Genomic DNA, 25,423 nt, shown 5'->3' with positions numbered 1-25,423 from the left:
GAGGCTAACGGGTCAGTGAGTTCCTCGGGCCAGCCGGTCCGCGCACTGGTCAGCGAGGAGTGACTGAGTACCGACGGTTCTGCAGGGACGGGTTGCGCTTGCGTACGTCGGCCAGTCGCTCGGCTGAGATCTCAGCGAACGCATGCCCGTCTGCCTCACCCACGGACGCCAGTGCGATGCCCTGCGGGTCGATGACCTGGCTGAGACCGCAGTACTTCTTGCCGTTCTGTGCAGCCGCTGCGACGTAGCAGGTGTTCTCCACAGCACGGGCGGTGAGCAGTGTGGTCCAGTGGTGCTCCTTAAGCGGTCCACGGACCCAGGCGGCCGGGACGACGAGCACCTCGGCGCCTGCGTCGACAAGCGCGCGGGAGAGCTCTGGGAAGCGCAGGTCGTAGCAGGTCATCAGACCGAGCGAGTGGTCGCCGATCTGGACCACAACCGGGGCTACGTCACCAGGTGTCAGCTGGTCGGACTCCTTGTACCCGAACGCGTCGTACAGGTGGATCTTGCGATAGGCGCCGAGCAGTGCGCCGTCCGCGCCGACAGCCAGGAGTGTGTTGTACGGACGATGCTGGTCGCAGCTGCGTTCGAACATCCCCGCCACGATCGCCACGCCGTGCTCGACCGCAGCCTTCCGGAGCGTAGTGACGAACTCGCCGTCGAGCGCCTCGGCAGCCTCCGCCACCGACTCCCCCTCGACCGCGAAGTCGGACATCATCGCCTCCGGCAGCACCACGAGGTCAGGCCCGCCCTGCGCGGCGTCCGCGACCAGACGGCTGACCGCGTCCCGGTTGGCGACCTTGTCGTAGCTACTGGCGGTCTGCACCACGGCAATCCTCATCTCTCCATGGTGCCGCAGAAAACTCGCGGCGCCTCAGCCGCACCGCGCAGGTGGCGCCGGACAGGTGCGAGACTGCTGCGGTGGAGTTCGACGTGGTGGTGCTGGCGGGGGGCGGGTCCACTCGGTTCGGTGGTGTGGACAAGGCGATGCTCGTGCTCGACGGGCTGTCGTTGCTGGACCGGGTGTTGACGGCGACGGCAGGGGCCGCCTCGACTGTGGTCGTGGGCCCGGTGCGTACGACGTACCGGGAAGTGGACTGGACGGTTGAGGACCCGCCGTCGGGCGGGCCAGTAGCGGGGCTGGCGGCCGGACTCCAGCATGGGACGGCACCGGTCGTCGTGGTGGTGAGTTGTGACCTGCCGTGGATCACCGAGGCCGACGTGACGACGCTCGTCCAGGGGCTCGCGGAGCACGACGGTTACGGGCTGCGCGACACCGACGGCCGGGAGCAGCAGCTCGCGGCCGCGTACCGGCGTACCGCGTTGGCGAAGGCGATCCACGACGTAGGCGACCCGAGAGACAAGTCGGTACGCCGTACGCTCGCCGGCCTCGACCTCGCCTGGACCGAACCGACCCACGCAGGCGACGACGTCGACACCTGGTCGGACCTAGACGGCTGAAAACCGCTGGACGTCGACAATAAGTTCGACGCATGGATGTCGCGCAGCTGGTGAGGGACGTCATCGGCCTCGACGTCAGCGAGGTTGTGGAGCGCACCGGCGGGCAGTTGAGCACCGTGTACGAGGTGCGCACGTCCGCAGACCCGGTGATCGTGAAGGTCTACGCGCCGGAGTGGCTCTGGAAGCAGGCGAAAGAAGTACACGTCTACGGGATGCTGGAGCAGGAGCTCACCGGCTCGATCCCACGGGTGATGCACGTCGGCGACGGCGTCACGATGCTGTCGAAGGTCGACGGCGTTCCGCTGTCCGAGGCCGAGCCGCCCGATTGGCGGGCGATGTACGCGCAACTCGGCGAGCTGTTGCAGCGCGTTCACCGCATCGCGCAACCGGCGTACGGCTATCTGACCGATCAGATCCTCGACCCGCTGCCGGACAACGATCAGTACATGCGGCGGCAGTTCGCGAAGAAGCTGCAGGAGTTCGAGCAGCTCGGCGGTGACCCGAAGCTGCACGCCGGGATCACGGCCCACGTCGAACAGCACGCGCACCTGTTCGCGGACAACCGGGCAGCCGTCCTGTGTCACAACGACTTCCACGAAGGCAACATCCTCGTGGATCCGACCACCTGGCGCGTGAACGGTTTCATCGACGTGGAGAACGCGATCGCCGCCGATCCACTCATCGATCTCGCGAAGACGATCCAGTACTCCGCCCACGACAACCCCGAGAAGCTCGCCGGCCTCACCGACGGCTACGGCGCCGTACCCGAGGACCGGATCGACCTCTACCGGCTCTATCACTCGCTCGAGCTATGGGACTGGTTCCAGTCGATAGGCGAGACCACTTACCTCGACTCCATCGCACAGGATCTGGCGAAACTCGTCGAACGCTGAGACGAACGCTGAAGAGAGCGCTGAAGGTAGGTTGGGCAGCATGCGAGCTGTCGTGGTCAAGGGTGCCGGCGGAATCGACGTCCTCGGGATCGGCGAGATCCCGGACCCGGAACCGGCGTACGACGAGGTCGTCATCGACGTCGTCGCCGCCGGCGTGAACCGCGCCGACCTGCTCCAGCGGCAGGGCTTCTATCCACCGCCACCGGGCGCTCCCGGCACGATCGGCCTCGAGGTGTCCGGCCGGATCGCCGCGGTCGGCGCCGAGGTCGAGGGCTGGTCGGTCGGCGACGAGTGTTGCGCGCTGCTCGCCGGCGGCGGGTACGCCGAGAAGGTCGTCGTACCCGCTCCGCAGGTGATGCCTGTGCCGGACGGTCTCGACCTGGTCAGTGCGGCCGCGCTGCCCGAGGTCGTCGCGACCGTCTGGTCGAACATCTTCATGACCGCGCACCTCAAGGCGGGCGAGACCCTGCTGGTGCACGGCGGCTCGTCCGGGATCGGCACGATGGCGATCCAGCTCGGCGTCGCGCACGGTGCGCGGGTGCTGACCACGGTCGGCACCAAGGAGAAGATGGAGTTCTGCACCCGTCTCGGCGCAGACGTCGCGATCAACTACAAGGACGCCGAGTGGGCGTCCGTGGTGAGCGAGGCGACCAAGGGCGAGGGCGCCGACGTGATCCTCGACATCATGGGCGCGAAGTACCTGACCGACAACGTGAAGTCGCTCGCGTACGACGGGCGCCTCGTGGTGATCGGGATGCAGGGCGGGGCGAAGGGCGAACTGGACCTCGGACGGCTGCTCAGCCGGCGCGGATCCGTGATCGCTACTGGATTGCGGTTCCGTTCGGTGGCGGACAAGGGCCGGATCATCGCCGAGGTCGTCGGCCACGTCTGGCCGCTGATCGCGGAGCAGAAGGTCCTTCCGGTCGTCCACTCCACGTTCCCGCTCGAGGAGGTCGCGAAGGCGCACGAAACCCTCGAGAGGTCCACCCAGCTGGGCAAGGTCCTCCTCACTCTGTAGGCAGGTTGGCGGCGACCCATTCCGGGTCGGGCTCGACCAGCTGGATCACGTCGATCCAGGTGCCGGCCGGGTCGCGGACGAAGAAGTGCCGTTGGCCGAAGACCTCGGTCTTCGGGTCGCCCTCGAGCTTCACGCCGCCCGCACGCAGCGCGGCGGCGATCTTGTCGGCGTCGTCGACGACGAAGCCGAAGACGCATCCGCTCTCGGTCTGCGCCGACACCGCCGCCGGAATCGTCGGGTGGCCGCGCTCCATGATCGCGAGCTCCCAGTCCGCCGTGCCGCGGCGGACCGTGATGAACCAGCCGAGATCGATCCCGACCTGCAGGTCGAGGTACTGCGTGTAGAAGGCGGCGACCTCCGAGGGGTTGTCGGTGACGACGGTCGCGCCGAATGCCGCGGGTTGCATAAACTCTCCTGACTACTACAGCTGTTGTTGTCGTGTACGACAGTTGTAGTGGAACTCTGCTAGCCTTGTCAACATGCCCCGGAATCCGGAACGCCGTACTCGACTGGCCGACGCAGGCCTCGCCGTGCTCGCGGAGGCCGGCGCCCGCGGCCTGACCCACCGAGCCGTCGACGCCGCCGCCGGACTCCCGGCCGGTACGGCGTCCAACTACTTCAAGACCCGCGACGCCCTGCTCGGCGCACTCGGCGAGCGGATCTTCGAGCGCCTCGCCCCGGACGAGGCCGTCCTCGAGCCGCTCGCCGCTCGCGAGCCGGGCCTCGAACTGATGACGGACTACGTCCACTACATCGTCGAACGCCTCCTCGGCCGGCCGGAACTCACGCTCGCGCTGCTCGAACTCCGCCTCGAAGCGGCCCGCCGACCCGGCCTGCACGAGATCCTGTCGCGCACCCTCCGCCAGGGCTTCGACGCCGACGTCGCCTTCAACGCGAACGCCGGCCTGCCGGGCGGTGCCGAGGAGATCCGCCTGCTGCGCTTCGCGATCGACGGCCTCGTCCTCGATCAGCTGACCCCGGGCACCGGACGCCCGTACGACGTGAAGGCGATCACCGCCCGCCTGGTCCGCCGCCTGACCCGCGAGGATTGACGGCCACATACTCAGTATGCATACTCGGTATCCATGTCGATCAAGCATGGATTGCTGGCGCTGCTCCAGGACAATCCGAAGTACGGCTACCAGCTGCGCGGTGAGTTCGAGGCCGCCACCGGGGCGACCTGGCCGCTGAACATCGGGCAGGTCTACACGACGTTGACGCGCCTCGAACGTGACGGCCTCGTCCGCGCCGCGTCGTCGGAAGGCGACGGCCGGTCGATGTACGAGATCACCGACGCCGGGCGCGACGAGCTGGCGAAGTGGTTCCAGACCCCGGTCGCCCGGGAGTCGCGCCCGCGGGACGAGCTCGCGATCAAGCTCGCCCTGGCGCTCGCGGTGCCGGGTGTGGATGTCAGCGCCGTGGTCCAGCGGCAGCGGATGTCGACCATGCAGTCGCTGCAGGAACTCACCCGGCAGAAGCGCAACAGCGCCGAGGGGGAGATCTCCTGGCAGCTGGTCATCGAATCGATGATCTTCGGCGCCGAGGCCGAGATCCGCTGGCTCGACCACTGCGAGGCGATGCTGTTACGCCACCGCGGCAAACCACGGCCGGCTCCCCAGAGGTACGACGTACCGGATGAGCAGGAGACCCACTCGTGATCCTCGACATTCGCCAGTTGACGCGGACGCACGGTCAGGGTGAGCAGGCCGTGCATGCCTTGCGGGGTGTGGATCTGGCCGTTGCGCCGGGGGAGCTCGTCGCCGTGATGGGACCGTCCGGGTCCGGAAAGTCGACGTTGCTCACCTGCGCCGGCGGTCTCGACCAGCCGACCGCAGGCGAGGTACTTGTCGACGGCAACGATCTGACCACGCTCAGCCGGAACGCCGTGGCGGCGCTGCGTCGTCGCAGGATCGGCTACGTGTTCCAGGACTTCAACCTCATCCCGGCACTGACCGCGGCCGAGAACGTCGCGCTCCCGCTGGAGCTGGACGGCACCCGGAGCCGGGCTGCGCGCAAGTACGCCGTCACCGCGCTGCAGGAGGTGGGAATCGAGGAACTCGCCGACCGCTTTCCCGACGACATGTCCGGTGGCCAACGGCAACGAGTGGCGATCGCCCGCGCGATCGTCGGCGAACGCCGCCTGCTGCTCGCGGACGAGCCGACGGGCGCGCTCGACTCCGACACCGGCGAGGCCGTACTGCGGCTGCTCCGGGACCGTTGCGACCAGCACGGCATCGGCGGGGTCCTCGTCACCCACGACGCCCGGCACGCCGCCTGGGCCGACCGCGTGGTCTACCTGCGCGACGGCGTACTGGTAGGACAGGCGGGCCCGCTTCCGGATGCGGATGCGCTGCTGCAGGAGAGCCGCTGATGGGCCAGTGGACCGCGCCGCTGCGCATCGCTCGGCGTACGGCGCGAAGATCGCTCGGCCGCACGTTACTGGTCGCGGCCCTGATCGGCCTGCCGGTGCTGGCCGCGAGCTGGCTGGGCATCGTGCTGAAGTCCGCGAGCCCGAGCGGCGAAACGCTGGCCGCCAACACGATCGGCCGCGCGGACGGCCGGCTCGATGTCACGCAGTACGACAAGCTTCAGGTGCCGCCGGGCCGGGAGATGACGTACGGCGAACCGTCGCCGGCCGAGGGCCACGACAAGGCGGTCCGGACACCGTCGGCGTTCGACCCGAGTCCGCTGCTCCCAGCGGGGACGAAGCTGGCCCGCCAGTTCGTCGACTCCGGCATGGTCGAAGTCCGTATCCCGGACTCGAGGACCACGGTCACGCTGCTCACGGGCGACGGCGCGAACCCGTTGACGACCGGGACCGTCAAGCTCGACAAGGGCCGGCTCCCGGCGAAGCCCGATGAGGTCGCGATCTCGCCGTCACTCGCCGAGAAGCTCGGCCGGACCGACAGAGTCGAGAGCACGAACGGCAAGAGGTACGCCGTCGTCGGCATCGCCCGGATGCTCACCACCCAGAGCACGCCGGCAATCTTCGCCACGCCGGACTCCGCGCTGAACGATGTCGACCCGACGCGCACCGTCCAGTACCTCGTCGACCTGCCGGACTCGGCCGACACCGACCGGCTCAGCGCCGACCTGGTCGACAAGGGCTTGTTTCTCTTGCCGCGAGCAACCATCGTCGATCCGCCACCGGACCCGTACGGCACGACCGCCGACGACATCGGTCCGTACGCCGCGATGGCGCTGGTCATCGGCTTCGGCATCCTGGAGATCGTGCTGCTCGCCGGTACGGCGTTCGCGGTCGGCGCGCGCCGCCAGACCCGCGAACTCGGTCTGGTGATGGCGGCCGGAGGTACGCCGGGTGACGTCCGGCGGATCGTCGTGCTGCAAGGTCTGTTCGCCGGACTGGTCGGCGTGGCCGGCGGACTGGTGATCGCCGCAATCGCGGTGGTCAGCGCGAAGCCCGTCTGGGAACGGATGACGGACACGATCTTCACGGCCTGGCAGATCCCCTGGGGCACGATCGTGGCGATCGCCGTCCTCGGTCTCGGCGCCGGACTCGCCGCTGCCGTCGTACCGGCGATCAGTGCCGGTCGGCAGGCGCCGATGGCTGCGCTGGCCGGGCGGTTCAGCGTGACGGCGAAGGCGGCGCGGATCCGGATCGCCGCGGTGGTCCTGCTCGCCGGCGGGCTGGTGTGCGTCTTCGCGGGCAGCGCGCTGATCGCCGCCGCGTTGAGGTCGGCGCGGCACTCGCCGATGGGTCAGCAGGCGAGCGCGACGCCGAGCGGTCCGATCGCGCTGGTCCTGCTCGGGATCACGGCGTCGATCATCGCACTGGTGTGGATGTTGCCGAGTCTGGTCGTGAAGGTCGCCGGCCTGGCGCGGTCGCTGCCGTTGAGCGGCCGGATGGCGATGCGCGACGCCGCACGGCACCGGCATCGCACGGGTCCCGCGACCGCGGCGATCATGATGGCCGTCGCCGGCACGGCTGCCGTCGCGTTCGCCGCGTCCAACTCGATTGCGGCCGACGCCGCGAACTACGTCGCAGCCGGCCGGCACGGTGACGCCGTACTGCGTGTCAACCAAGGCGTTCTGGGTGAGACCACGATTACGCCGGCGCTCGTCTCGGCTTTGAACGCGCAGTTGCCGGTGCGGACGCAGTACGAGCTCGGCGACGTACTGTTGCCGAACGCAAAGCCCAACGAATACGGCTACCTGCCGATCCTTGTGGTCGCGACGCCGGAGAGCTCCGAGGGAATGGCCGGATTCAGTCTGCAGGCAGTGGATCCGGCGTTCATCGCCCGGTTCGGGGAGTACGGCGAGAAGGCTGCCGCCGCACTGCGGGCCGGCAAGGTGGTGGTTCCGGGCGTCGAGCTCGAGCCCGGGCAGAAGGTTGCCATGTACAACGATGACGACCAGAACTATCTGCGGAACCTCGACGCCGTGTCGTTCGGTGGCCCGCCCGCGGTCCAGTTCCTGCGGGACACCGCGTTGATCAGTCGGGACGCGGCCCGCGAGCTGGGCACGATCCGGGTCAGCGAGGTGCATTTCGAGCTGACGAGGGAGCCGTCCAAGGACGAGCTCGCCGCGGTCGCCCGGACGCTCGGGACGGATGAGGGGCTTCAGGTCGAGAAGGGGTACCAGAGCCCGGGACGGCTGTTCCTGATCGGGATCCTGCTCGCGGCGACGGTGGTCACACTGCTCGGCGTCGCGATCTCGGTGTCGTTGTCAGCTGCCGAGGGACGAGCCGATCTCGCCACACTCGCTGCGATCGGTGCGCCCCCGAGGCGCCGGCGGTCGCTCGCGGCGGCGCAGGCTTGGGTGCTCGGACAGCTGGGCTGCGTGCTGGGCGTGGGAGTCGGTGCGCTGTACGGCTACACCGCGCACGCGGCGTTCGGGTCACCGCACTTCGTGGTCCCGTGGGCGGAGATCGGCGGCATCGTGATCGTCGTACCGCTGTTCGCCGGCCTCCTCGCCTGGCTGCTCACCCGTTCCCGCCTACCGATGGTCAGCCGTATCGACTGACGCGATCTCTGGGTGGGCAACGGGGTACGGCGGTGTGCTTGTGATGCGCCATTGGCCGCAAGCACACCGCTGGTACACGACCAGCCCTTCGCTGACGTGGTGGCTCGAGATCGCGGACCAGCGATGACGGTGGAGGTCAGTCATGGATCCATCGTGATGTAATGGCATTATGCATCTCAACCCTTACGGCGCGGACGCGGTCCTGCTCGCGGTGAACCTGGTGACGCGCCCGGCGAATACACCGGACGAGCTGGCCGAGCGGTGCGAGGAGAGCGGCGTCGAGAGCCGCCTGGTGCGCGAGCGGCACGTCACCGCCGCGGATCTGGCCGCCGTACGCACCGCGCTCGACGAGTGGCTGCTGGTCGTGGACGCACCGGACGAGCAGGCGCGGGTCGACCTACTGAATGCGATGCTCGCGAAGTACACCGAGCATCCGCGGCTCACCAACCACGCCGGCGACGGCTGGCACATGCACTACCGCCCGGACACCGTGCCCGTCGGGCGACTGGTCGCGACACTGATCAGCACCGGTACGGCGCTGCACCTGGCCGGCCGTGGCATCACCCGGCTCGGCCGCTGCGCCACCGAGGGCTGCGACAACGTGTACGCCGACCTCTCGCGCACCGGGCGCCAGCGCTACTGCAGCCCCGGCTGCGCCAACCGGGACGCCGTACGCCGCCACCGAGCCCGCGCCTCATGACCCCGGCCTAGGATGGGCAGATGAGTGAGAGCAGCAGCGAGGGCCAGGAAGTCCCGATGGCCGGGGCGCGCACCGAAGACGGCAAGGTGCTCATCGTCGGACCGGACGGCATGGCCGTCGAGGGACCGCCGCGCTCCGACGAGGACGAGCACGACGACGAACCGCGCTCGGTGACGGAGTTGGTCGAGCAGCCGGCCAAGGTGATGCGGGTCGCGAACATGATCCGGCAGCTGCTGGAAGAGGTGAAGTCGGCACCGCTCGACGAAGCCTCCCGGGCGCGACTGCGCTCGATCCACGAGGCGTCGATCAAGGAACTCGAAAGCGGCCTCGCGCCGGAACTGGTCGAGGAGCTGGAGCGTCTCAGCCTCGACTTCACCGACGACAGCACGCCGACCGACGCCGAGCTGCGGATCGCGCAGGCGCAGCTGGTGGGCTGGCTGGAAGGCTTGTTCCACGGCATCCAGACAGCGTTGTTCGCGCAGCAGATGGCCGCGCGTCAGCAGCTGGAGCAGATGCGTCGTGCACTGCCGGGTGGCCAGCAGTTGCCCGGCGAAGAGCACCCCGCGTTTCCCGGCGCACCCCAGGCCGCCAACACCGACGGCCCGGGCAGCGGCGGGATGTACCTGTAACGCCTTATTTCAAAGGCTGGAAGAACTCCTCGAGGACGGCGGCGACGCCGTCCTCGTCGTTTGCGGGGGCAATTCTGTCCACCACCGCGAGGACTTCGGGGTGCGCGTTCGCGACGCCGTACGACGTTCCGGCCCAGGCGAGCATCGGAAGATCGTTGACCGAGTCACCGAACGCGATCGTCTCAGCAGCCGAGATCCCTTGTGTGGCGGCGAAATCGGCCAGCATCGTGGCCTTCGAGACGCCACCGGCCGAAATCTCCACCAAACCGTGACCTCCGCTGTGACTGGCGGTCACTCGTTGGCCCACCAACGGATTCACCAGTCCGAGCAGCTCGTCGGACTGCAGGCTCGGATGCCGGACGAGCAGCTTGGCGGCCGGCTCCGCGAGCAACTCCTCCACCGCGGCGACCAAGGTGTCGTCCGGTGTCGGCCAGCGATTCAGGTAGACCGGTTCCTGTCCGTAGCGGTCCGGTCGCTCGATGGCGAACTGCACGTCCGGAATCGCCGCCCGGATCGCCTGCGCCACCTCGAGTGCGACCGCGGGCTCGATCAACCTGGTCCGAATCGCCTTGCGGCGCAGGACGTCGTACAGAATGGAGCCGTTGGCAACAATCGCGACACCGTGCTCGCCGACCAGGTACGACAGGTCGTGCAGCCAGCGAGGTGGCCGGGCGGTGACCATTACGAAAACACTTCCCGCCTGCTGCGCCGCGAGCACCGCGGCGCGGGTCCGGTCGGACACGGTGCCGTCACTACGGACGAGCGTCCCGTCGAGATCGGTGGCTATCAAGCGGGGGTTTCGCGGAACCGTCACCGGGTAACGATATCGCCACGGCACCTTCGCGCGAGCTGGTCGCGCACTACCCTTCCAGGTGCCTCGGGCGCAAGCGGTAAGACGTTGGTTTCAAGTCTTTTTGACTTATCTGATTGAGCTTTTGACAACGTCACCAGACCGTTACGGCAGGATGCTGCAAAGGCAGCTAGTTCCCCTGCGCCACCCGGGGGACGCGTGATTTCATGCGGTGGTCTGGCGGGGAACCGGGGGCTGTTCGTTCGCGTCGTAAGCCTGTTCTGGATCAGCGCGACTGATGCCGCCCCACCTCCGGAAGCACATACAAGCGTCGAAGAACTGTTGCGGAATTGGCTGCAACCAAAACCGCGGCAGCGACGTCAACAGTTATGGATCGGTCCGTCCCGCGCCCGGGACGACACGGTGGGCAGGCACATTGCGCAGGTCCATCAGCTAGCGGATCCGTGCGGACGAACGTCGTTCACCGTTCGTTCATTCGGGTCTTGATACTTGGGGAGCCTTGATGATCGTCAACAGCGCCAATCTAGCGGGGCCGGGGGGCAGTAGCTCCCGAGCGGCTGTCGACACATGTTCCAAGGGGGAGGGGGCAATGACCGGCTGCATCGCGCGTTCCGACATTTTCCAGCACCGCCTGATGGAGGAGCCGCCGCCGGCGTCCGCAACGCGTCGTACCAGGGAGCGCTACGAGCAGCTCGTCCGCGAGGCCAAGACGATCTGCGCGTCGTGCCCGCTCTTCACGGACTGCCTGTACAGCGCCGTCGCCGAGCACGACGTGAGCGGCTTCGTCGCCGGAACCACTGCTGCGCAACGGCGTTCGATCCGCAACCTGCTCGACGTCGAGGTGCAGGCGGACGACTTCGACCAGCTTGCCGGCGCGCGGGGCACCCGCCGTCCGGTCAGCCACGAAGAAGTCCTGCGGCTGCGCACCCAGTACCCGAACGACAGCCTGGAGTCCCTGGCCATGCGGCTCGGCTGCTCGCTGTCGACGGTCAAGAGGCACCTGCGGCGGGCCCGTCGCGGTCAGAGCCCGGCAGCCAAGACGCCGCGGCCGCGGCCCGAGCTCGGCGCCGTGCTGGACGCGTTCGACACCGTCGTCGACCAGCAGCACCAGCCGCGCCGCACCGGCGGCAGCCGAGTCGCCTGATCCGATACTCGGCCCGCCAGCGGACTATCGGACACCCCACCTTCTCCTTCCTCTTTTGAACTGAAGAAAGAAGGACAGAGGGGTATGGGCTTGGCCCGGACGCCCTGTGATCACAGGGAGTCCGGGCCTTTCGCTTGCCTATGGCATGTGGTTTGTCAAGTGGTTTCGGTTCTGCCCGAAAAGGTTGCCTAGAACCAGCGGTTGAGTACGGCGGCGACGCCGTCGTCCTGGACGGACTTGGTGACCTCGTCGGCGGCGACCTTCACCTCGTCCGGGGCGGAGTCCATCGCGATGCCGAGACCGGCGTACGTGAGCATCTCGATGTCGTTGCGTCCGTCACCGATCGCCAGCAGACCGGCCGGGTCCAGGTTGTACTGGGCGAGCGCCACCTTCAGGCCGGTCGACTTGTCCACACCCTCGGGCGCGATGTCCAGCCACGCGGTCCAGCCCACGAAGTAGCTCACCCCGTGCAGGCCGAGGCGTTCCGCCAGGTGGACGAAATCGCTCTCGGACTGGTCCGGGTCCCGGATGATCAACCGGGTCACGGGTTGCGGTGCGAGCTCGTCGTCGCCGACCACGCGGATCCGCGCGTTCGCGCCGAGATCGCCGTCCGGGAAAGGCGCGGTGACCAGGTAGCTGCCGTCCTGGTCCTCGACCGCCATCCGTGCGTTCGGCGCGTACCGGCGCACCGACGTGATCACCGTCGACGGGTCGAAGGTCCGCTCGTCGACGACCTCGCCGTCCGGGTAGCGCAGCGTACGCGCACCGTTGCTGCAGACAACGAATCCGCCGGACCGCAGCCCGAGCCGCTCGGCCACCGGCTTGGTGGTCGACCAGGCCCGGCCGGTGGCCAGGATCACGGGCACCTGCTCGGCGGTACGGCGGACCGCGTCGACGACCGCGGGCGACATCCCCTCGTCGTGGTCGATCAGCGTCCCATCGATGTCCAGGGCAACGGCCGTCGGCCGCGGACCATCCGTCATTTGGCGACCGGTTCGAGGACCTCGCGGCCGCCGACGTACGGCTGCAGCGCGGTCGGCACCCGGACCGAGCCGTCGGCCAGCTGGTGCGTCTCGAGGATCGCGACGATCCAGCGAGTGGTCGCCAGGGTGCCGTTCAGCGTCGCGACCGGCTGCGTCTTGCCGTCGGCGTCGCGGTGCCGGATGTTCAGGCGACGGGCCTGGAAGTCCGTGCAGTTCGACGTCGAGGTCAGCTCGCGGTACCGGCCCTGCGTCGGCACCCACGCCTCGCAGTCGAACTTCCGGTACGCCGAGACGCCCAGGTCACCGGTCGCGGTGTCGATCACCCGGTAGCTCAACTCCATCTTGTCGAGCATCTCCTTCTCCCAGGCCAGCAGCCGCAGGTGCTCCGCGGCCGCATCCTCCAGCCTGCAGTAGGAGAACATCTCGACCTTGTCGAACTGGTGGACGCGGATGATCCCGCGGGTGTCCTTCCCGTGCGACCCGGCTTCCTTGCGGTAGCACGACGACCACCCGGCGTACCGGATCGGGCCGTTGCTCAGGTCGAGGATCTCGTCCATGTGGTAGCCGGCCAGCGCGACCTCCGACGTACCGGTCAGGTACAGCTCGGGGTCCTCGAGGCGGTACACGTCGTCGTGCGCCGACAGGTAGCCGGTGCCGCCCATCACCTCGGGCTTGACCAGCGTCGGCGTGATCATCGGGGTGAAGCCGTTCTCCACCGCCTGCTGGACGGCCAGCTGCAGCATGCCGAGCTGGAGCAGCATCCCGACGCCCTTGAGGAAGTAGAACCGGGATCCGCTGATCTTCGCGCCGCGTTCCATGTCGATCGCGCCGAGTAGCTCGCCCAGCGCCAGGTGGTCGCGGGGCTCGAAACCCTCCGCCGCGAAGTCGCGCGGCTTGCCGACCTCCTCCACCACCACGTAGTCGTCCTCGCCGCCGACCGGGGCCTCGTCGGACACCAGGTTCGGCAGGGCGGCGGCGAGCTCGTCGAAGCGGCGGGCGGCGTCGTTCGCGGCGGCCTCGTTGGCCTTGACCTCGGCGGCCAGCGCCTTGGTGCGCTCGAGCAGCGCGGTGCGGTCGTCACCCTTGGCCTGGGCGACCTGCTTGCCGAGCGACTTCTGCTCGGCCCGGAGCGCCTCGAAGGCGGAGATGGACGATCGACGCTCCCCGTCAGCGACCAGGATCTGGTCGACCAGGTCCGTACTCTCGCCGCGCTTGGTCAGGGCGGCGCGCACGACATCAGGGGTCTCACGGAGCAGTTTCGCGTCAATCACACCCTGAGGGTATCGGGGCGTGTCAGAACCGGCGAAGTCTATTCGGGATGATGATCTAGGTACACGTGACCACCTAGGGGGATCTGAGCGGGCCATGAACCATCACCCACCCGGTCCGATCGGTCGTGTGCTCACGGTCGTGCTGGGTGCGCTGCCGTTCGCCGTGATCACGGTGCTCGTGTTCGGGCACTGGCCGCCGCTGGCCCGCTGGGACCAGTCGGTCGCCGCTCGAGCTGCGTCGTACGGCGCTGCGCACGAGAGCGTCGTGGACGTCTGGCAGGTGATCGGGGCGGTCGTGCTGCCCTGGACGTCGCGGGCGGTGATCGTGGTCGTCGCGGCGTACCTGTGGCATCGCCGGGCGCGGTTGCTGACCGTCTGGTTGCTCACCTCCGCCGGCGCCGAGCTGGGCCTGGTGCAGGCCGTCAAGGCGATCTTCGAGCGGGAGCGGCCGGCGCTGATGCTGGTCGAGAACGGCGGCTTCTCGTACGTGTCCGGTCACGCGACGGCCGCGTTCGTGATGGCCGGCGCGCTCGGTGTCGTGCTGCCGTCGGTGCGCGGCTGGCGGCGACGGTTCCGGCTGCTGGTGCTACTGCCGGTGATCGCGGTGGTGTGGATCGCGTCGGCCGACCGGATCGCGCTGAACGTCCATTACGTGTCCGACGTACTCGGCGGCTGGGCGCTCGGGCTGGCGATCCTGACCGCGACGTCGATCGGGTTCGGCCTCCGGCCGGGGCTGCGGCGGCGCCGTCGGCGTACCCCGTCGGACGGTGACGGTACGACGGCTCCGCCCCGGGCGGCCGTCATCGTGAACCCGATCAAGGTCGGCGACGGCGTGGCGTTCCGGCGGAAGGTGACGCGGGCGCTCGCGGTCCGCGGGTTCGACGATCCGCTCTGGCTGGAGACCCGCGTGGACGACGCCGGGAACGCGATGGCGAAGCTGGCGATCGAGAACGAGTCCGACCTGGTGCTGGTCGCGGGCGGTGACGGGACGGTCCGCGTGGTGTGCTCGGCGCTCGCGCACACCGGGATCCCGGTCGGGGTGATCCCGGCCGGCACCGGGAACCTGCTGGCGCGCAACCTGCACATCCCGCTCGACCTGGACGACGCGCTGGAGCGGATCCTCGAGGGACGCGACCGGCGGATCGACCTGGTCCGGGTCAACGGTGACGGGCTCGACACCGACCGGTTCGCGGTGATGGCCGGGCTCGGGCTGGACGCCGCGATCATCTCCGACGCCCCGCCGCACCTGAAGAAGCAGATCGGCTGGACGGCGTACCTGGTGTCGGCGGCGAAGAACATCAACCACCCGTCGGTCCGCGTCCAGATCACCATCGACGACGCCGAGACCATCGAACGCCGCGTCCGGACGGTCGTGATCGGCAACGTCGGCATGCTGCAGGCCAACATCCCTCTGCTCCCCGACGCCCGTCCCGACGACGGGCTCCTCGACGTCGTCGTGATCGCCCCGCGGCGCGTGACCCAGTGGCCGATCGTCGTCTGGCGGCTCCTGACCCGCACCCACCGCACCGACATGTACCTGGAACGCTTCACCGGCCGCAAGGTCGAGCTCGTCGCTGCCGTAGACGTCCAGCGCCAACTGGACGGCGATCCCATCGGCGCCGGCCGCTCCCTGTTCACCGAAATAGAACCCGGAGCCCTGACCGCCCGCGTTCCCAAACGCCGCTAGGGCTGCTCGGACTCCTTGCGGAGGTTCTCCAAGGCCTCTTCCTCTTCGGGGGAGAGTTTGGATTCGCTGGTGAAGGACTTGATTTCTTTGGCGTAGGTGCGGGCGTCGGCGCGACTGTTGATCGAGGTGAGGATGACGCCGTCGCCGTTGTCGTCGAGGATTGCCATCGACCAGGAGAGCTTGCCGCCGGTTTCGCCGAAGGCGTCGTACCGGACGACGGCAAGGTGCTGGAGGGTTCCCTTGAGCTCGCCGCGGGTGACTTCGAGGTCCTTGCCGAGCCTGCGCAGCTCCGACTTCACGGTGCCGGGTTTGGCCTCCGGCTGGGCCGGTTGGGCTTCCGGCTCGGGGACTGGGGCGGGTGCGACCTGGTCCGACGAGACCGTCCGGGCCCGGAGGGCCTGGATCGCGAACACCAGGGCAAGCACCGCCACGAAGAGGGCGGCGACCCCGAAGGCACCGGCTAACGTCGAAGACACAGCACGAGAGCCTAAGGCATCGAGTGTTATTCCTGAGTGTTCAGGTGATCGCACAGCGTGCACGACCGGGGACGGATGCGGTACCTCGGCCCGGGGCAACGTAGATTCGCGGCGTGACACATTTGCCTGATCAGGGCCCACAACCGGGCGTCCACGACCTCGGCTACGCACGGCTCGACACCGACCGGCTCGGGCGCACGGGAGACGCCGAAGTCGTCTACGGCGCGGGCAAGACGCCGTCTCAGGTCGTGGAACTGCTGCGAACCCTGCACGCCACACACCCCGGTCACGCCGTACTGGCGACCCGGTTGACGGACGAGGCCCAGGCGGCGGTGACTGCCGCGCTGCCGGATGCGGTGGTGGACCCGGTCGGCCGTACGGCGGTGCTCGGCGAACCGCCGACGCGGCGGGGAACTGTCGCCGTCGTGGCAGCCGGTACGTCGGACGCTCCGGTGGCTGCCGAGGCGGCGACGACGGCTCGCGTGTTCGGCGCCGGCGTGGATGTCATCACCGATGTGGGCGTCGCGGGGCTGCACCGGATCCTTGGAGAGCGGGAGCGGCTCGACGCGGCGGACTGCTTGATCGTGGTCGCGGGGATGGAGGGCGCGCTCCCGAGCGTCGTCGGCGGGCTGGTCGGGGTGCCGCTGGTGGCGGTGCCGACGTCAGTTGGGTACGGCGCCTCGTTCGGTGGACTGGCTGCGCTGCTCGGGATGCTGAACTCGTGCGCGCCTGGGGTGACGGTCGTCAACATCGACAACGGCTTCGGGGCCGGGGTGTTCGCGGCACGCGTCGCTCGGCAGTCGGTTCCTCGCGAGACGAAGGAGGCGTGATGAGAGTCGCTTGGATCGACTGCTCGGCCGGCGCCTCCGGTGACATGCTCTTGGGCGCGTTCATCTCGGCAGGTGCCGACCTGAACGCGGTGAACGCGGCGGTCGCTGCCGTGGACCCGTCGTTGTCCGTCACCGTCACGCAGACCGCCCGCCACCAGATCGCCGCCACCAAAGCCACCGTCGAGGTCAACGGCACGCCACATCCGGAGAACATCCCGGACGCCGGACACGGGCACGATCATGGGCAGGAGGCGGGCGTCGGGCACGGGCATGGTCATGGGCTCGGGGAAGGCGGCGGGGCGGGGCATGGGCACGGGCACTCGGGTCCGACGCGGGCCTGGGCCGAGGTTCGGCGGCTGCTCGAGGAGGCTCAGCTCGACGACGCGGTGCGGGCGCGTGCGCTGGATACTTTCGGGCGTCTCGCCCGCGCGGAGGCTGCCGCTCACGGGGTGGAGCCGGACACCGTGCACTTCCACGAAGTCGGCGCGCTGGACGCGATCGCGGACATCGTCGGCGTCGCCGCCGCGTCCGTGTCTCTCGACCTCGATCACATCGTGGTCTCGACGATCGTGCTGGGCGGCGGGGGTCAGGTGCGCGGTCAGCACGGCCGCATCCCGATCCCGGGTCCCGCGGTCCTTCATCTGGTCTCCGAGGCCGAAGCACCGGTGACCGGCGGTCCGGCGCCGTACGAGATGACGACACCGACCGGCGCCGCCCTGCTGGCGACGCTGGCGGACGAGTTCGGCCCGCTGCCGCCGATGCGGATCGAGCAGACCGGCGTCGGAGCGGGCGGCCGGGACCCGGTCGAGGTGCCGAACATCCTGCGCGTGGTGCTCGGTGCGTCGGCCGACGAATTGGCCACGGAGCTCGTCTACGAGACCAACGTCGACGACCTCGACCCGCGGATCTGGCCGCAGGTCCTGGCCCGGCTGATGGAGGCGGGCGCCGCCGACGCGTGGCTGACCCCGATCCTGATGAAGAAGGGCCGTCCGGCGCACACGCTGTCGGTCCTGGTCGGGAGCGCGAACGCCGAGACGGTCCGCGCGGTGATCCTGGCCGAGACCTCGGCGATCGGGCTGCGCGAGTTCGGGATCCGCAAGCACGCCGCGGACCGCGAGTTCGCGACCGTCGACGTCGACGGCCAGTCGATCCACGTGAAGATCGCGCGCTACGGCGGTCAGGTGATCAACGTGCAGCCGGAGTACGACGACGTGGCCGCGGCCGCGAACGTCCTGAAGAAGCCGGTGAAGTCGGTCCTCGCCAAGGCGATCGCAGCCGGCCACGACCTCTGGAGTTAGCGCGCTTCGGCGTTCTGCGCGACAACCTTCTGCTTGCGGCGGGGCCAGTCGTACGGCCACCACTGGGCGCCGTTGCGGCGGGCCCAGACGATCAGGCCGATCAGGACGGCCAGTTCGATCGCCGGGCAGAGGGTGTCGCGCAGGCGCGCGCTGAAGAACTCCAGGGAGTCCGACAGGCTCGCGGCGACCTGGCGGGCGTGCGGATCCCGCCCGGGGACGTACGCGATCGCGAGCATCGTCGTACGGACGACCATCAAGCCGTCGACCTTCGACGCGGCGACCGCGGCGAGGGCGGCCCAGGCGATCACGTCGTACCAGGGGAGCGAGTACATCGCGGTCAGCACCCAGGCGATCGCGTAGATCGCGGTGTAGCGGATCGCGGCCGGCGTCGGGTCGTCCGGATGCGTTTGCGGCACCAACGACTTCGGCAGCACCTGCGTCAGCAGGATCGCCACCACGATCAGGCCGACCCAGGCGAGGATCGCCAGGACGGTCCGCACCAGACCGTTCGGCAGGAACAGGGTGAAGAAGCTCAGCAGCACCTTGTGCGGCGTACCGGTGGAGATGAACGACGTCTGCGACCGTGCCTGCTGGAACGCCTGCAGCCCGACGATCGCGTACAGCCCGCCCATCGCGATCGCGCCGCCACCGCAGAAGTAGAGGCACCTGCGACGGTCGGCGCGCAGCGCCCACAGCATCGCGATCCCGACCAGGCCGATCGACAGCTTGGTGCAGCCCGCGACGCCGATCAGGATGCCGGCCAGGAACACGTGCCGCCGGAACAGCACCAGCGCGATCACCGCGAACATCACCGCGATCGCGTCGTTGTGCGCACCGGCCAGCACCGACCACAGCAGCAGCGGGTTGGCGAGGCTGAGCATGATCACGCGCCGCTTGGCCGGCAGGTCCTTGCCGACCAGCTTGACCAGCAGCAGCCCGGTGACGACCAGGCTGATCGCGACCGACAACTGCAGCATCCACACCGTCAGTTGCGCGGAGTCGCCGCCGATCAGCGAGGACAGCCACTGGATCCAGGTCGCGATCGGTCCGTACACGCTGCGCGCGCCCTGCCACGGGCGCTCGGTCGCGGCGATCACCGGGTCGTACCCGAGCCGGATGGTGTCGGCCGGTGAGGCCGTGTACGGGTCGCCGCCGAGCGCCATGATGCGCCCGTACGCCGCGTAGATCAGCACGTCGCCCGACGCCATCGGCGGGACCAACGTGATCGCCGCCGTCGTACCGATGCCCAAGGCAATCAACCGGTCGACGCGCGGCGCCCAGCCGTGCTTCAGCGCCTTGGTGGCAAGGAAAACGCCGTACCCGCCGAGCGCGATCGCGACGTAGATCATCACCGACACCAGCCAGTCGTTCGGCTTGGTGTCGAACCAGTACGACGGGAGCCACGCGTGCCTGTTCGTCAGGGTCAGCACGACCACCGACGGACCGAGCAGGCCGACCGCGACGATCAGCGCCGTACAGGCCAGGTAGAGAGCGACGGCTCGGCGGCCGTACTTCAGGCCCAGCTCAGTGCTCATTGCGCAGTCTCCGCGGAAACAGACTGCGCAGCGACGGCCCACCACCGTCCGCGGGCAGCGCACTGCGAGCGGCGAGCGCACGCCGGACGTGCAGGTACTGCTTTGCGCGGTGCAACTGGCCGCGCAGATCCGTCCCGGTCGCGCGGTGCCGGACCTCGATCGGCACCTCCAGGATCCGGAAGCCCTTCCGGCCCAGGTCGATCGTCAACGCGGTCTCGACACCGAACCCGGCAGCGAGCGGTACGGCGGAATCGAACGCGGCCCGCGTGATGCAGCGCTGCCCGGACAACGGCTGCTCCGGCGCCCAGCCGGTCGCCTCCTGGATCCCGGCCCGCGCCAGCCGGACCACGAACCCGTGCCCGCCGGCTTTCGACCCGTCGGCCCGGAGCTGTGCCGGCAATGTCCCGATGGTCATGTCCGCGCGGCCGGTCTGCACCGGCTCGATCAGCGGACCCGCTCCGGACGCGGTGTCGGTCAGGTCGGCGTCGAGGAACAGCAGGTGCCGCGGCCGCGCACCGTCCCGCTCCGCGACAGCGGCCGCACCGGTCTCCATCGCGGCGGCCTTCCCGCGGTTGCGCTCGTGCCGTACGACGACTGCACCGGCCCGCTCGGCCGCGTCCGTCGTACCGTCCGTGGATCCGTCGTCGACGACCACGACCAGGTCGACGCCGATGATCTTGTGCACCGCGTCGACGGTCGCCGCGATCCGGTCGGCCTCGTCCTTCGCCGGGATCACGCAGGCGACGGCACGCTCGAACGGTTCGTGAGACAGGTCTTCATCGGGCACAGCACCGCAGCCTAGTTCCTCTCCAGCCGATCGACCTCGTCAGCAGCCGCTGCCCGCGGATTTCTCGTCCTTTCGTACGACGGTCAGCCAGGGGACGATCGATATCGGCCAGGTGGCAGATGTTCCCGGGTCGCAGCGGCGGCAGGATTTCCGGTGTCAGGAAGAAACGAACTGGAAGAGGTAAAGAAATGACCCGCACAGTGACCGCCAACATCTCGCTCTCCCTCGACGGACGGGTGAACGGCGCCGGTGGCGACTACGACATGAGCTGGATCGTCCCGCACGCGATCACCGAGGGTGCCCGGGACCACATGATCCGGGTGACCGGGCCGGCCACCACGGCACTGCTCGGCCGGAAGAACTACGAGGGCTTCGGCGGCTTCTGGCCGGCGGTGGCCGACGACGAGAACGCGTCGCCGCAGGACCGGGCCTTCTCCCGCTGGCTGAACGAGACCGAGAAGGTGGTCTTCTCGACGACGCTGACCGAGGCGCCGTGGCAGAACTCCCGGATCGCCGACGGCGAGCCCGCGGACGTGGTCAAGCAACTGCGTGACCAGGACGGCGGCGACATCATCGTGCTGGCCAGCTCGAGCGTGATCCGGGCGCTGCTGGCGGCCGACGAGATCGACCGGCTGAGCATCACCCTCGACCCCGAGGTGGTCGGCGGCGGGGCCCGGCTGTTCGAGGACGGCCTGCCGGCCACGTCGTGGAAGCTGACCGACTCGACCCCGACCGAGTCCGGCGCCCTCTGCCTGCTCTACGACCGGGTCCGCGCCTGACCCCGATTGGCCATCGGACGCATATTGTCGGACAATCAGACAGATTGATCGGGTTGTCGTAGCGTGGTGGGCACGGCCAAGCGAAGGGCGGACGGATGACCGAGACGCGACAGGGCAGTACGGCGTACGGCGTCGACAGTGAGGTCGGTCCGCTGCGGACGGTGATGCTGCACCGGCCGGGCAACGAGCTCCGGCGGCTCACCCCGCGCAACAACGACAAGCTGCTGTTCGACGGCATCCCCTGGGTCGGCCGGGCGCAGGACGAGCACGACGCGTTCGCCCAGGCGCTCCGCGACCGCGACGTCGAGGTGCTGTACCTCGGCGAGCTGCTGACCGAGTCGCTCACCAACCCTGAGGCCCGGGCACAGGCCGTCGCCGGCGCGACGGAGGACCTACGCCTGGGCGACACCCTCCGCGACTACCTGCGGGCGGCACTCGGCGATCTGGATGCGGCTGCGCTGGCGGAGGCGCTGATGGCCGGCGTACGCAACGACGAGGTGCACGCAGGCGGGTTGGTCACATCGCTGCTGGCCCACGAGGACTTCCTGATCGACCCCCTGCCGAACCTGCTGTTCACCCGCGACTCGAGTGTCTGGATCCGGGACTCGGTCGCGGTCACCTCGCTGGCGATGCCCGCCCGGATGCGCGAGACGCAACTGACCGAGCTGATCTACACGTTCCACCCGCGGTTCGCGGGCGCCGACAAGGTGTACGACCACCAACTGGAGCATGTCGAGGGCGGAGACGTGCTCGCGCTCGGTCCCGGCGTACTCGCGGTCGGGGTCGGGGAGCGGACCACACCGGCCGGTGTGGAGCGGCTGGCGCGGCGGGTCTTCGCGAAGGGGCTCGCGCACACCGTTCTCGCCGTACCGATCGCTCAGCAGCGGGCGACGATGCACCTGGACACCGTGTGCACGATGGTCGACACCGATGCCGTGCTGATGTACCCGAACATGGCGGAGGAGATGCGGGCGCTCGCGGTCACGACCGACGGCGACCAGCTCCACGTCGCGGAGTCCGAGCCGTTCCTGGTCGCGGCGGCGAAGGCGCTCGGGATCGACACGCTGCGGCGGATCGACACCGGGCTGGACCCGGTGACGGCCGAGCGGGAGCAGTGGGACGACGGGAACAACACCTTGGCCCTGGCACCGCGGGTGTGCATCGCGTACGAGCGGACCGTCGAGACCAATGCGCGCCTGGAGGAGTCCGGGATCGAGGTCATCCGGATCTCCGGCTCCGAGCTCGGCTCCGGGCGGGGCGGTCCGCGGTGCATGTCGTGCCCGGTTCTGCGGGCGCCCGCAGCCCCGTAAGCCCTACGACACGCGGAGTGAAATCGGGGCTTGTGCCGAGCCCCCGGCCTGAGTACTCTTCATGCCTAGGCCCAGGCCCTGTTGCTCCCCCGTCAGCAGGACTTGGGCCGTCCACGTTCCAGGCCCATTTGAACGATCATGGCCTAGACCACTCTGGGTGAACAGAAACGCCCGGCTGAGCATTCAGCCGGGCGTTCTGCTGTTCAGCGGATGGTGAGCTGGCGGCTGGCGAGGCCGGCGCGGGCGGCGCGCTCTTCGGTGGTCAGCGGGGCCTCGGTGGCGAGGGCCTTCTCGAGGGCGGTGGCGAAGTCGGCGGCGGGCTTCTCGACGTCGGCGGCCTCGGTGCCGGCGGGCAGCTCCCAGACCGGCGCGAGGACGCCGAGGGCGCGGAACGAGCCGATCAGGCGGCTGCCGTCGATGAGCGCGGACCCACCAGCTGCGTGCAGCCGGGCGAGCGCGTCGAGCAGCGTGTCCTCCGTGTGCGGCATGACCCACCGCAGGTAGATGCGGTCGCCGATCTTCGTCCAGTACGCCGCCTCGACCGACTCCAGCCGGACCGTCGGAGCAGCCGCTGCGTTCGCGCGCTCCAGGCCGGCCGCGACCTCACCGGTCGGGTCCTCGACGTTCTCACCGACCCAGTAGTCGAAGCCTTCGTGGACCTTGATCTCGATCGGCTTGCTGGTGTCGATCAGGTCCTGCAGCCGCGGCCCGTCCTTCATCAGGTCGCCGACCTGGACCGGGTTGCCCGGGTCGGTCTTCAGCGCGGCGGTGATCGCATGGCCGAGGTCGCGGCTCGGGTCACCGGACGAGGCGTGCGTCTGCAAGCCGATCCAGATCGTCTCGTCGTCGCGCACCAGGCCCGGCATCGCCATCGGCAGCAAGGTGACCAGGTTGATGACCCTTCCGGCATTCTCACCGGTGAGTTCGACCTGCACCGTGCCCGACGGCACGATCTCGCGGAACGCGATCAGGTCGCACTCCGACGGCAGGCCCTCGAACGGCCGCACCACGAAGGTGTCGGCGGCCTGTGCCCGGTCCTTGCCGTGGCACTGCTTGAACCGCTTGCCCGAACCGCACGGACAGGGTTCCCGCGGCCCGACGTCGACCAGATCGGCCGGGTCGAGCGTGACGGTCGTCGTCGTGTTCTTCGCGCGCTGCCGCGACTTCTTTCCCATAACCCCGCAGTCTTGCAGCCGGGGGTGGTCCAGGGCGAACTAGCTCGGGACGATCGCGTGGACCGTGCGGTGGCGGGCGGCGGTGCGAACGCCCCAGCTGGAGGTGAGGACGTCGACGATGGCCAGGCCGCGGCCGCCGACCGACTCCGGATGCGGGTCCGTGATCCGCCGTGGCTCGGTGTCGCCGCGCCCGTCGGTCACCTCGACATGGATCCCGGCCCGGTCGATCCACCACGCGGCCCGCACCTCACCCGCCGGCAGCGGGGGCGCGTACCGGATCGCATTGGAGAGCAGCTCCGAGAGCACCAGCTGCGCGTCGTCGCAGGCGGCGGCAGTGATCCGGTAGCGCTTCAGGTAGGCGGCCAGACGGCGTCGGGCGTCCGCTACCGCGGACACTTCGTGCGGCAGTACGACGTCCACAACGCTCACGTCGGCGGGCAGGGTCGCAGAGGACAAGCAGGGTCTCCTCAGTGATGGGTTCAGCCACAAGGACTTCTCCCCACGATTCCGGCCCGGAAAACACCTGCGGATATTCCGTTACACAGCCGAGCGAAGATCACGCGTAAACACGGGGAAACCGTGATGAAATCGACGGTATTGAACGTTGCAATAACCGCCCGCATTCGCCTCGTTACGTATCCAGACCGGCGTGACACAACCCACACGAATTCGTTCCGGCGTGTCACAAACCCGCAGGTCATGGGCCTCCCGGCCTGGACTGAGGAGCGGAGGGAGCGCAGCGACCGGAGCGACGAGGGAAGGACGGGAGTTACACCCCATGACCCGCCGCGACGGAGTCGCGGCATTTACAGGGTCAGGTACGGCGTCCTACCTGCTCCGCCCCCTCCGCGAGGACGCGTAACGCGACGTCCGGGCGGTCGCTGATCACGGCGTCGACGCCGATCTCGCGGCAGTGCCGGATGTCGTTCTCGGCGTTCACGGTCCAAACGTGGACCTGATGTCCGTGCTTGTGCGCGCGATCGACGTACTCCGGGTGTGCGGAGACGATCTCCAGGCTCGGTCCGGCGTACGAAACACCGGTCGGTAGCGAGCCGTCGCGGAAGCGCAGTGGGACGCGGTCCATCAGCAGGACGGTGCGCAGGCCGGGCGCCGCGGTCCGCAGCCGGCGCAGGGAGAGCCAGGAGAAGCTCATCACCCGGGCCGGCGACTCCGTTCCGACCTTCGGGTGCGCCCAGCCGAAGCGGTCGAGGGCCTCGATCAGGCGCCGCTCCACCAGCCCGGCGTACCGGGTCGGGTGCTTGGTCTCGATCGCCAGCTCGACCGGCCGGCCCGCGTCCCGCACGGTCGCGAGCAGCGTGTCGAGCGTGAGCACCTTCCGGACGTCGAGACCCGGCAGTTCGGCCTCGTCGTCGAGCTCGGCCCACGGGCGCTTCCAGGAGCCCCAGTCGTACTTCTCCAGCTCGTCGAGGCTCATCGTGGACAGCACGCCACGGCCGTTCGAGGTGCGGTCGATCCGGCGGTCGTGGACGCAGACCAGGTGGCCGTCGGCGGTCAGCCGGACGTCGCACTCGAGTCCGTCCGCACCGACGTCGATCGCTCGTTGGTACGCCGCCAGCGTGTGTTCGGGATCCACGTCGCTGGCACCGCGGTGCGCGACCACCCGTGGGAGCTTCCCCATGAAAGGAAACTCTT

26 protein-coding genes are annotated in these 25,423 nt (G+C 69.1%); 15 read left to right on the top strand and 11 right to left on the bottom strand.

Going from position 1 to position 25,423, the window contains the following annotated elements:
• Positions 1–49 precede the first annotated feature (49 nt).
• Positions 50–841 carry a carbon-nitrogen hydrolase family protein gene (locus tag EV137_RS18245; RefSeq protein ID WP_133997110.1) on the bottom strand — a complete coding sequence of 264 codons (792 nt, stop codon included), beginning with the start codon at positions 839–841 and terminating at the stop codon, positions 50–52.
• An 80-nt stretch (positions 842–921) separates the two neighbouring features.
• Here EV137_RS18245 and mobA point away from each other — a divergent pair, with 80 nt between their 5' ends.
• Genes mobA through EV137_RS18230 form a run of 3 tightly spaced genes read left to right on the top strand, consistent with a single transcriptional unit; the run spans position 922 to position 3,372 of the window.
• Positions 922–1,461: a molybdenum cofactor guanylyltransferase gene (gene mobA / locus EV137_RS18240; RefSeq protein ID WP_238175402.1), complete on the top strand. Its 540-nt coding sequence runs from the start codon at positions 922–924 to the stop codon at positions 1,459–1,461.
• Between the two features lie 32 nt (positions 1,462–1,493).
• Positions 1,494–2,354 carry a phosphotransferase family protein gene (locus tag EV137_RS18235; RefSeq protein WP_134130101.1) on the top strand — a complete coding sequence of 287 codons (861 nt, stop codon included), beginning with the start codon at positions 1,494–1,496 and terminating at the stop codon, positions 2,352–2,354.
• 40 nt (positions 2,355–2,394) lie between these two features.
• Positions 2,395–3,372 carry an NAD(P)H-quinone oxidoreductase gene (locus tag EV137_RS18230; RefSeq protein ID WP_134130100.1) on the top strand — a complete coding sequence of 326 codons (978 nt, stop codon included), beginning with the start codon at positions 2,395–2,397 and terminating at the stop codon, positions 3,370–3,372.
• Here EV137_RS18230 and EV137_RS18225 read toward each other — a convergent pair.
• A complete protein-coding gene (locus EV137_RS18225; protein ID WP_133997099.1) occupies positions 3,362–3,778 on the bottom strand; it encodes a VOC family protein in 417 nt (138 codons plus the stop codon). The two genes, EV137_RS18230 and EV137_RS18225, sit on opposite strands and share 11 nt — an antisense overlap.
• A 73-nt stretch (positions 3,779–3,851) precedes the next feature.
• Between EV137_RS18225 and EV137_RS18220 the strand changes: the two genes are divergently transcribed.
• The 6 genes from EV137_RS18220 (at position 3,852) to EV137_RS18195 (ending at position 9,684) form a co-directional block, all read left to right on the top strand.
• On the top strand, positions 3,852–4,424 hold the full coding sequence (locus EV137_RS18220) for a TetR/AcrR family transcriptional regulator (protein ID WP_134130099.1): 573 nt from the start codon (positions 3,852–3,854) through the stop codon (positions 4,422–4,424).
• Positions 4,425–4,457: 33 nt separating this feature from the next.
• Complete coding sequence (locus EV137_RS18215; RefSeq protein ID WP_134130098.1) at positions 4,458–5,030, top strand: PadR family transcriptional regulator; 573 nt, start codon at positions 4,458–4,460, stop codon at positions 5,028–5,030.
• The gene (locus EV137_RS18210; RefSeq protein WP_134130097.1) at positions 5,027–5,743 is read left to right on the top strand and encodes an ABC transporter ATP-binding protein; all 717 of its coding nucleotides are present in this window, start codon (positions 5,027–5,029) and stop codon (positions 5,741–5,743) included. The genes EV137_RS18215 and EV137_RS18210 overlap by 4 nt, the downstream gene beginning before the upstream one ends.
• Positions 5,743–8,355 carry an FtsX-like permease family protein gene (locus EV137_RS18205; RefSeq protein WP_134130096.1) on the top strand — a complete coding sequence of 871 codons (2,613 nt, stop codon included), beginning with the start codon at positions 5,743–5,745 and terminating at the stop codon, positions 8,353–8,355. The genes EV137_RS18210 and EV137_RS18205 overlap by 1 nt, the downstream gene beginning before the upstream one ends.
• A gap of 169 nt (positions 8,356–8,524) precedes the next feature.
• The gene (locus EV137_RS18200) at positions 8,525–9,055 is read left to right on the top strand and encodes a CGNR zinc finger domain-containing protein (RefSeq protein WP_134130095.1); all 531 of its coding nucleotides are present in this window, start codon (positions 8,525–8,527) and stop codon (positions 9,053–9,055) included.
• A 20-nt stretch (positions 9,056–9,075) separates the two neighbouring features.
• Positions 9,076–9,684 carry a bacterial proteasome activator family protein gene (locus EV137_RS18195; RefSeq protein ID WP_133997086.1) on the top strand — a complete coding sequence of 203 codons (609 nt, stop codon included), beginning with the start codon at positions 9,076–9,078 and terminating at the stop codon, positions 9,682–9,684.
• A 4-nt stretch (positions 9,685–9,688) separates the two neighbouring features.
• On the opposite strand, the gene EV137_RS18190 is transcribed toward EV137_RS18195, so the two are convergent.
• Positions 9,689–10,498, bottom strand: a complete 810-nt coding sequence (locus EV137_RS18190; protein ID WP_134130094.1) for an HAD family hydrolase — start codon at positions 10,496–10,498, stop codon at positions 9,689–9,691.
• Between the two features lie 586 nt (positions 10,499–11,084).
• Here EV137_RS18190 and EV137_RS18185 point away from each other — a divergent pair.
• Positions 11,085–11,639, top strand: coding sequence for a WhiB family transcriptional regulator (locus EV137_RS18185; protein ID WP_133997080.1), 555 nt, complete (start codon positions 11,085–11,087; stop codon positions 11,637–11,639).
• A 188-nt stretch (positions 11,640–11,827) separates the two neighbouring features.
• On the opposite strand, the gene EV137_RS18180 is transcribed toward EV137_RS18185, so the two are convergent.
• Both EV137_RS18180 and serS read right to left on the bottom strand, forming a co-directional pair.
• Positions 11,828–12,622 carry an HAD family hydrolase gene (locus tag EV137_RS18180; RefSeq protein ID WP_134130093.1) on the bottom strand — a complete coding sequence of 265 codons (795 nt, stop codon included), beginning with the start codon at positions 12,620–12,622 and terminating at the stop codon, positions 11,828–11,830.
• Positions 12,619–13,893, bottom strand: coding sequence for a serine--tRNA ligase (serS, locus tag EV137_RS18175; protein WP_133997073.1), 1,275 nt, complete (start codon positions 13,891–13,893; stop codon positions 12,619–12,621). The genes EV137_RS18180 and serS overlap by 4 nt, the downstream gene beginning before the upstream one ends.
• 94 nt (positions 13,894–13,987) lie before the next feature.
• Between serS and EV137_RS18170 the strand changes: the two genes are divergently transcribed.
• The gene (locus tag EV137_RS18170) at positions 13,988–15,580 is read left to right on the top strand and encodes a bifunctional phosphatase PAP2/diacylglycerol kinase family protein (RefSeq protein ID WP_133997070.1); all 1,593 of its coding nucleotides are present in this window, start codon (positions 13,988–13,990) and stop codon (positions 15,578–15,580) included.
• Here the strand turns inward: EV137_RS18170 and EV137_RS18165 are convergent.
• Positions 15,577–16,056: a DUF4446 family protein gene (locus tag EV137_RS18165; protein ID WP_238175401.1), complete on the bottom strand. Its 480-nt coding sequence runs from the start codon at positions 16,054–16,056 to the stop codon at positions 15,577–15,579. The genes EV137_RS18170 and EV137_RS18165 overlap by 4 nt on opposite strands.
• A gap of 113 nt (positions 16,057–16,169) precedes the next feature.
• Between EV137_RS18165 and larB the strand changes: the two genes are divergently transcribed.
• Both larB and larC read left to right on the top strand, forming a co-directional pair.
• Positions 16,170–16,886 (top strand): nickel pincer cofactor biosynthesis protein LarB, encoded by a 717-nt coding sequence (larB, locus tag EV137_RS18160; RefSeq protein ID WP_133997067.1) that lies wholly within the window; start codon positions 16,170–16,172, stop codon positions 16,884–16,886.
• A complete protein-coding gene (larC, locus tag EV137_RS18155) occupies positions 16,886–18,184 on the top strand; it encodes a nickel pincer cofactor biosynthesis protein LarC (protein WP_134130092.1) in 1,299 nt (432 codons plus the stop codon). The genes larB and larC overlap by 1 nt, the downstream gene beginning before the upstream one ends.
• Here larC and EV137_RS18150 read toward each other — a convergent pair.
• Together EV137_RS18150 and EV137_RS18145 are read right to left on the bottom strand one after the other, a co-directional pair.
• The gene (locus tag EV137_RS18150; protein ID WP_133997061.1) at positions 18,181–19,719 is read right to left on the bottom strand and encodes an MptA/MptB family glycosyltransferase; all 1,539 of its coding nucleotides are present in this window, start codon (positions 19,717–19,719) and stop codon (positions 18,181–18,183) included. The genes larC and EV137_RS18150 overlap by 4 nt on opposite strands.
• A complete protein-coding gene (locus EV137_RS18145; RefSeq protein WP_134130091.1) occupies positions 19,709–20,506 on the bottom strand; it encodes a glycosyltransferase family 2 protein in 798 nt (265 codons plus the stop codon). Before EV137_RS18145 ends, EV137_RS18150 begins: the two co-directional genes overlap by 11 nt.
• Before the next feature lie 188 nt (positions 20,507–20,694).
• On the opposite strand from EV137_RS18145, the gene EV137_RS18140 reads away from it, so the two are divergent.
• Positions 20,695–21,285: a dihydrofolate reductase family protein gene (locus tag EV137_RS18140; RefSeq protein ID WP_133997056.1), complete on the top strand. Its 591-nt coding sequence runs from the start codon at positions 20,695–20,697 to the stop codon at positions 21,283–21,285.
• Between the two features lie 95 nt (positions 21,286–21,380).
• Positions 21,381–22,595, top strand: coding sequence for an arginine deiminase (locus EV137_RS18135; protein ID WP_134130090.1), 1,215 nt, complete (start codon positions 21,381–21,383; stop codon positions 22,593–22,595).
• 203 nt (positions 22,596–22,798) lie between these two features.
• Here EV137_RS18135 and EV137_RS18130 read toward each other — a convergent pair whose 3' ends face one another.
• The 3 genes from EV137_RS18130 to EV137_RS18120 all read right to left on the bottom strand — a co-directional run bounded on the left by EV137_RS18130 (position 22,799) and on the right by EV137_RS18120 (position 25,409).
• A complete protein-coding gene (locus tag EV137_RS18130; RefSeq protein WP_134130089.1) occupies positions 22,799–23,770 on the bottom strand; it encodes a DUF5926 family protein in 972 nt (323 codons plus the stop codon).
• A 39-nt stretch (positions 23,771–23,809) separates the two neighbouring features.
• The gene (locus tag EV137_RS18125) at positions 23,810–24,226 is read right to left on the bottom strand and encodes an ATP-binding protein (protein WP_133997047.1); all 417 of its coding nucleotides are present in this window, start codon (positions 24,224–24,226) and stop codon (positions 23,810–23,812) included.
• Between the two features lie 358 nt (positions 24,227–24,584).
• Positions 24,585–25,409, bottom strand: a complete 825-nt coding sequence (locus EV137_RS18120) for a glycerophosphodiester phosphodiesterase (RefSeq protein ID WP_133997043.1) — start codon at positions 25,407–25,409, stop codon at positions 24,585–24,587.
• Between the last annotated feature and the right edge of the window lie 14 nt (positions 25,410–25,423).

This window comes from Kribbella pratensis (genome assembly GCF_004366075.1).
In the GTDB taxonomy this organism is placed as follows: domain Bacteria; phylum Actinomycetota; class Actinomycetes; order Propionibacteriales; family Kribbellaceae; genus Kribbella; species Kribbella pratensis.
Note: the sequence above shows the minus strand (reverse complement) of the source record. Positions and strands in the feature narration are given on the sequence as shown.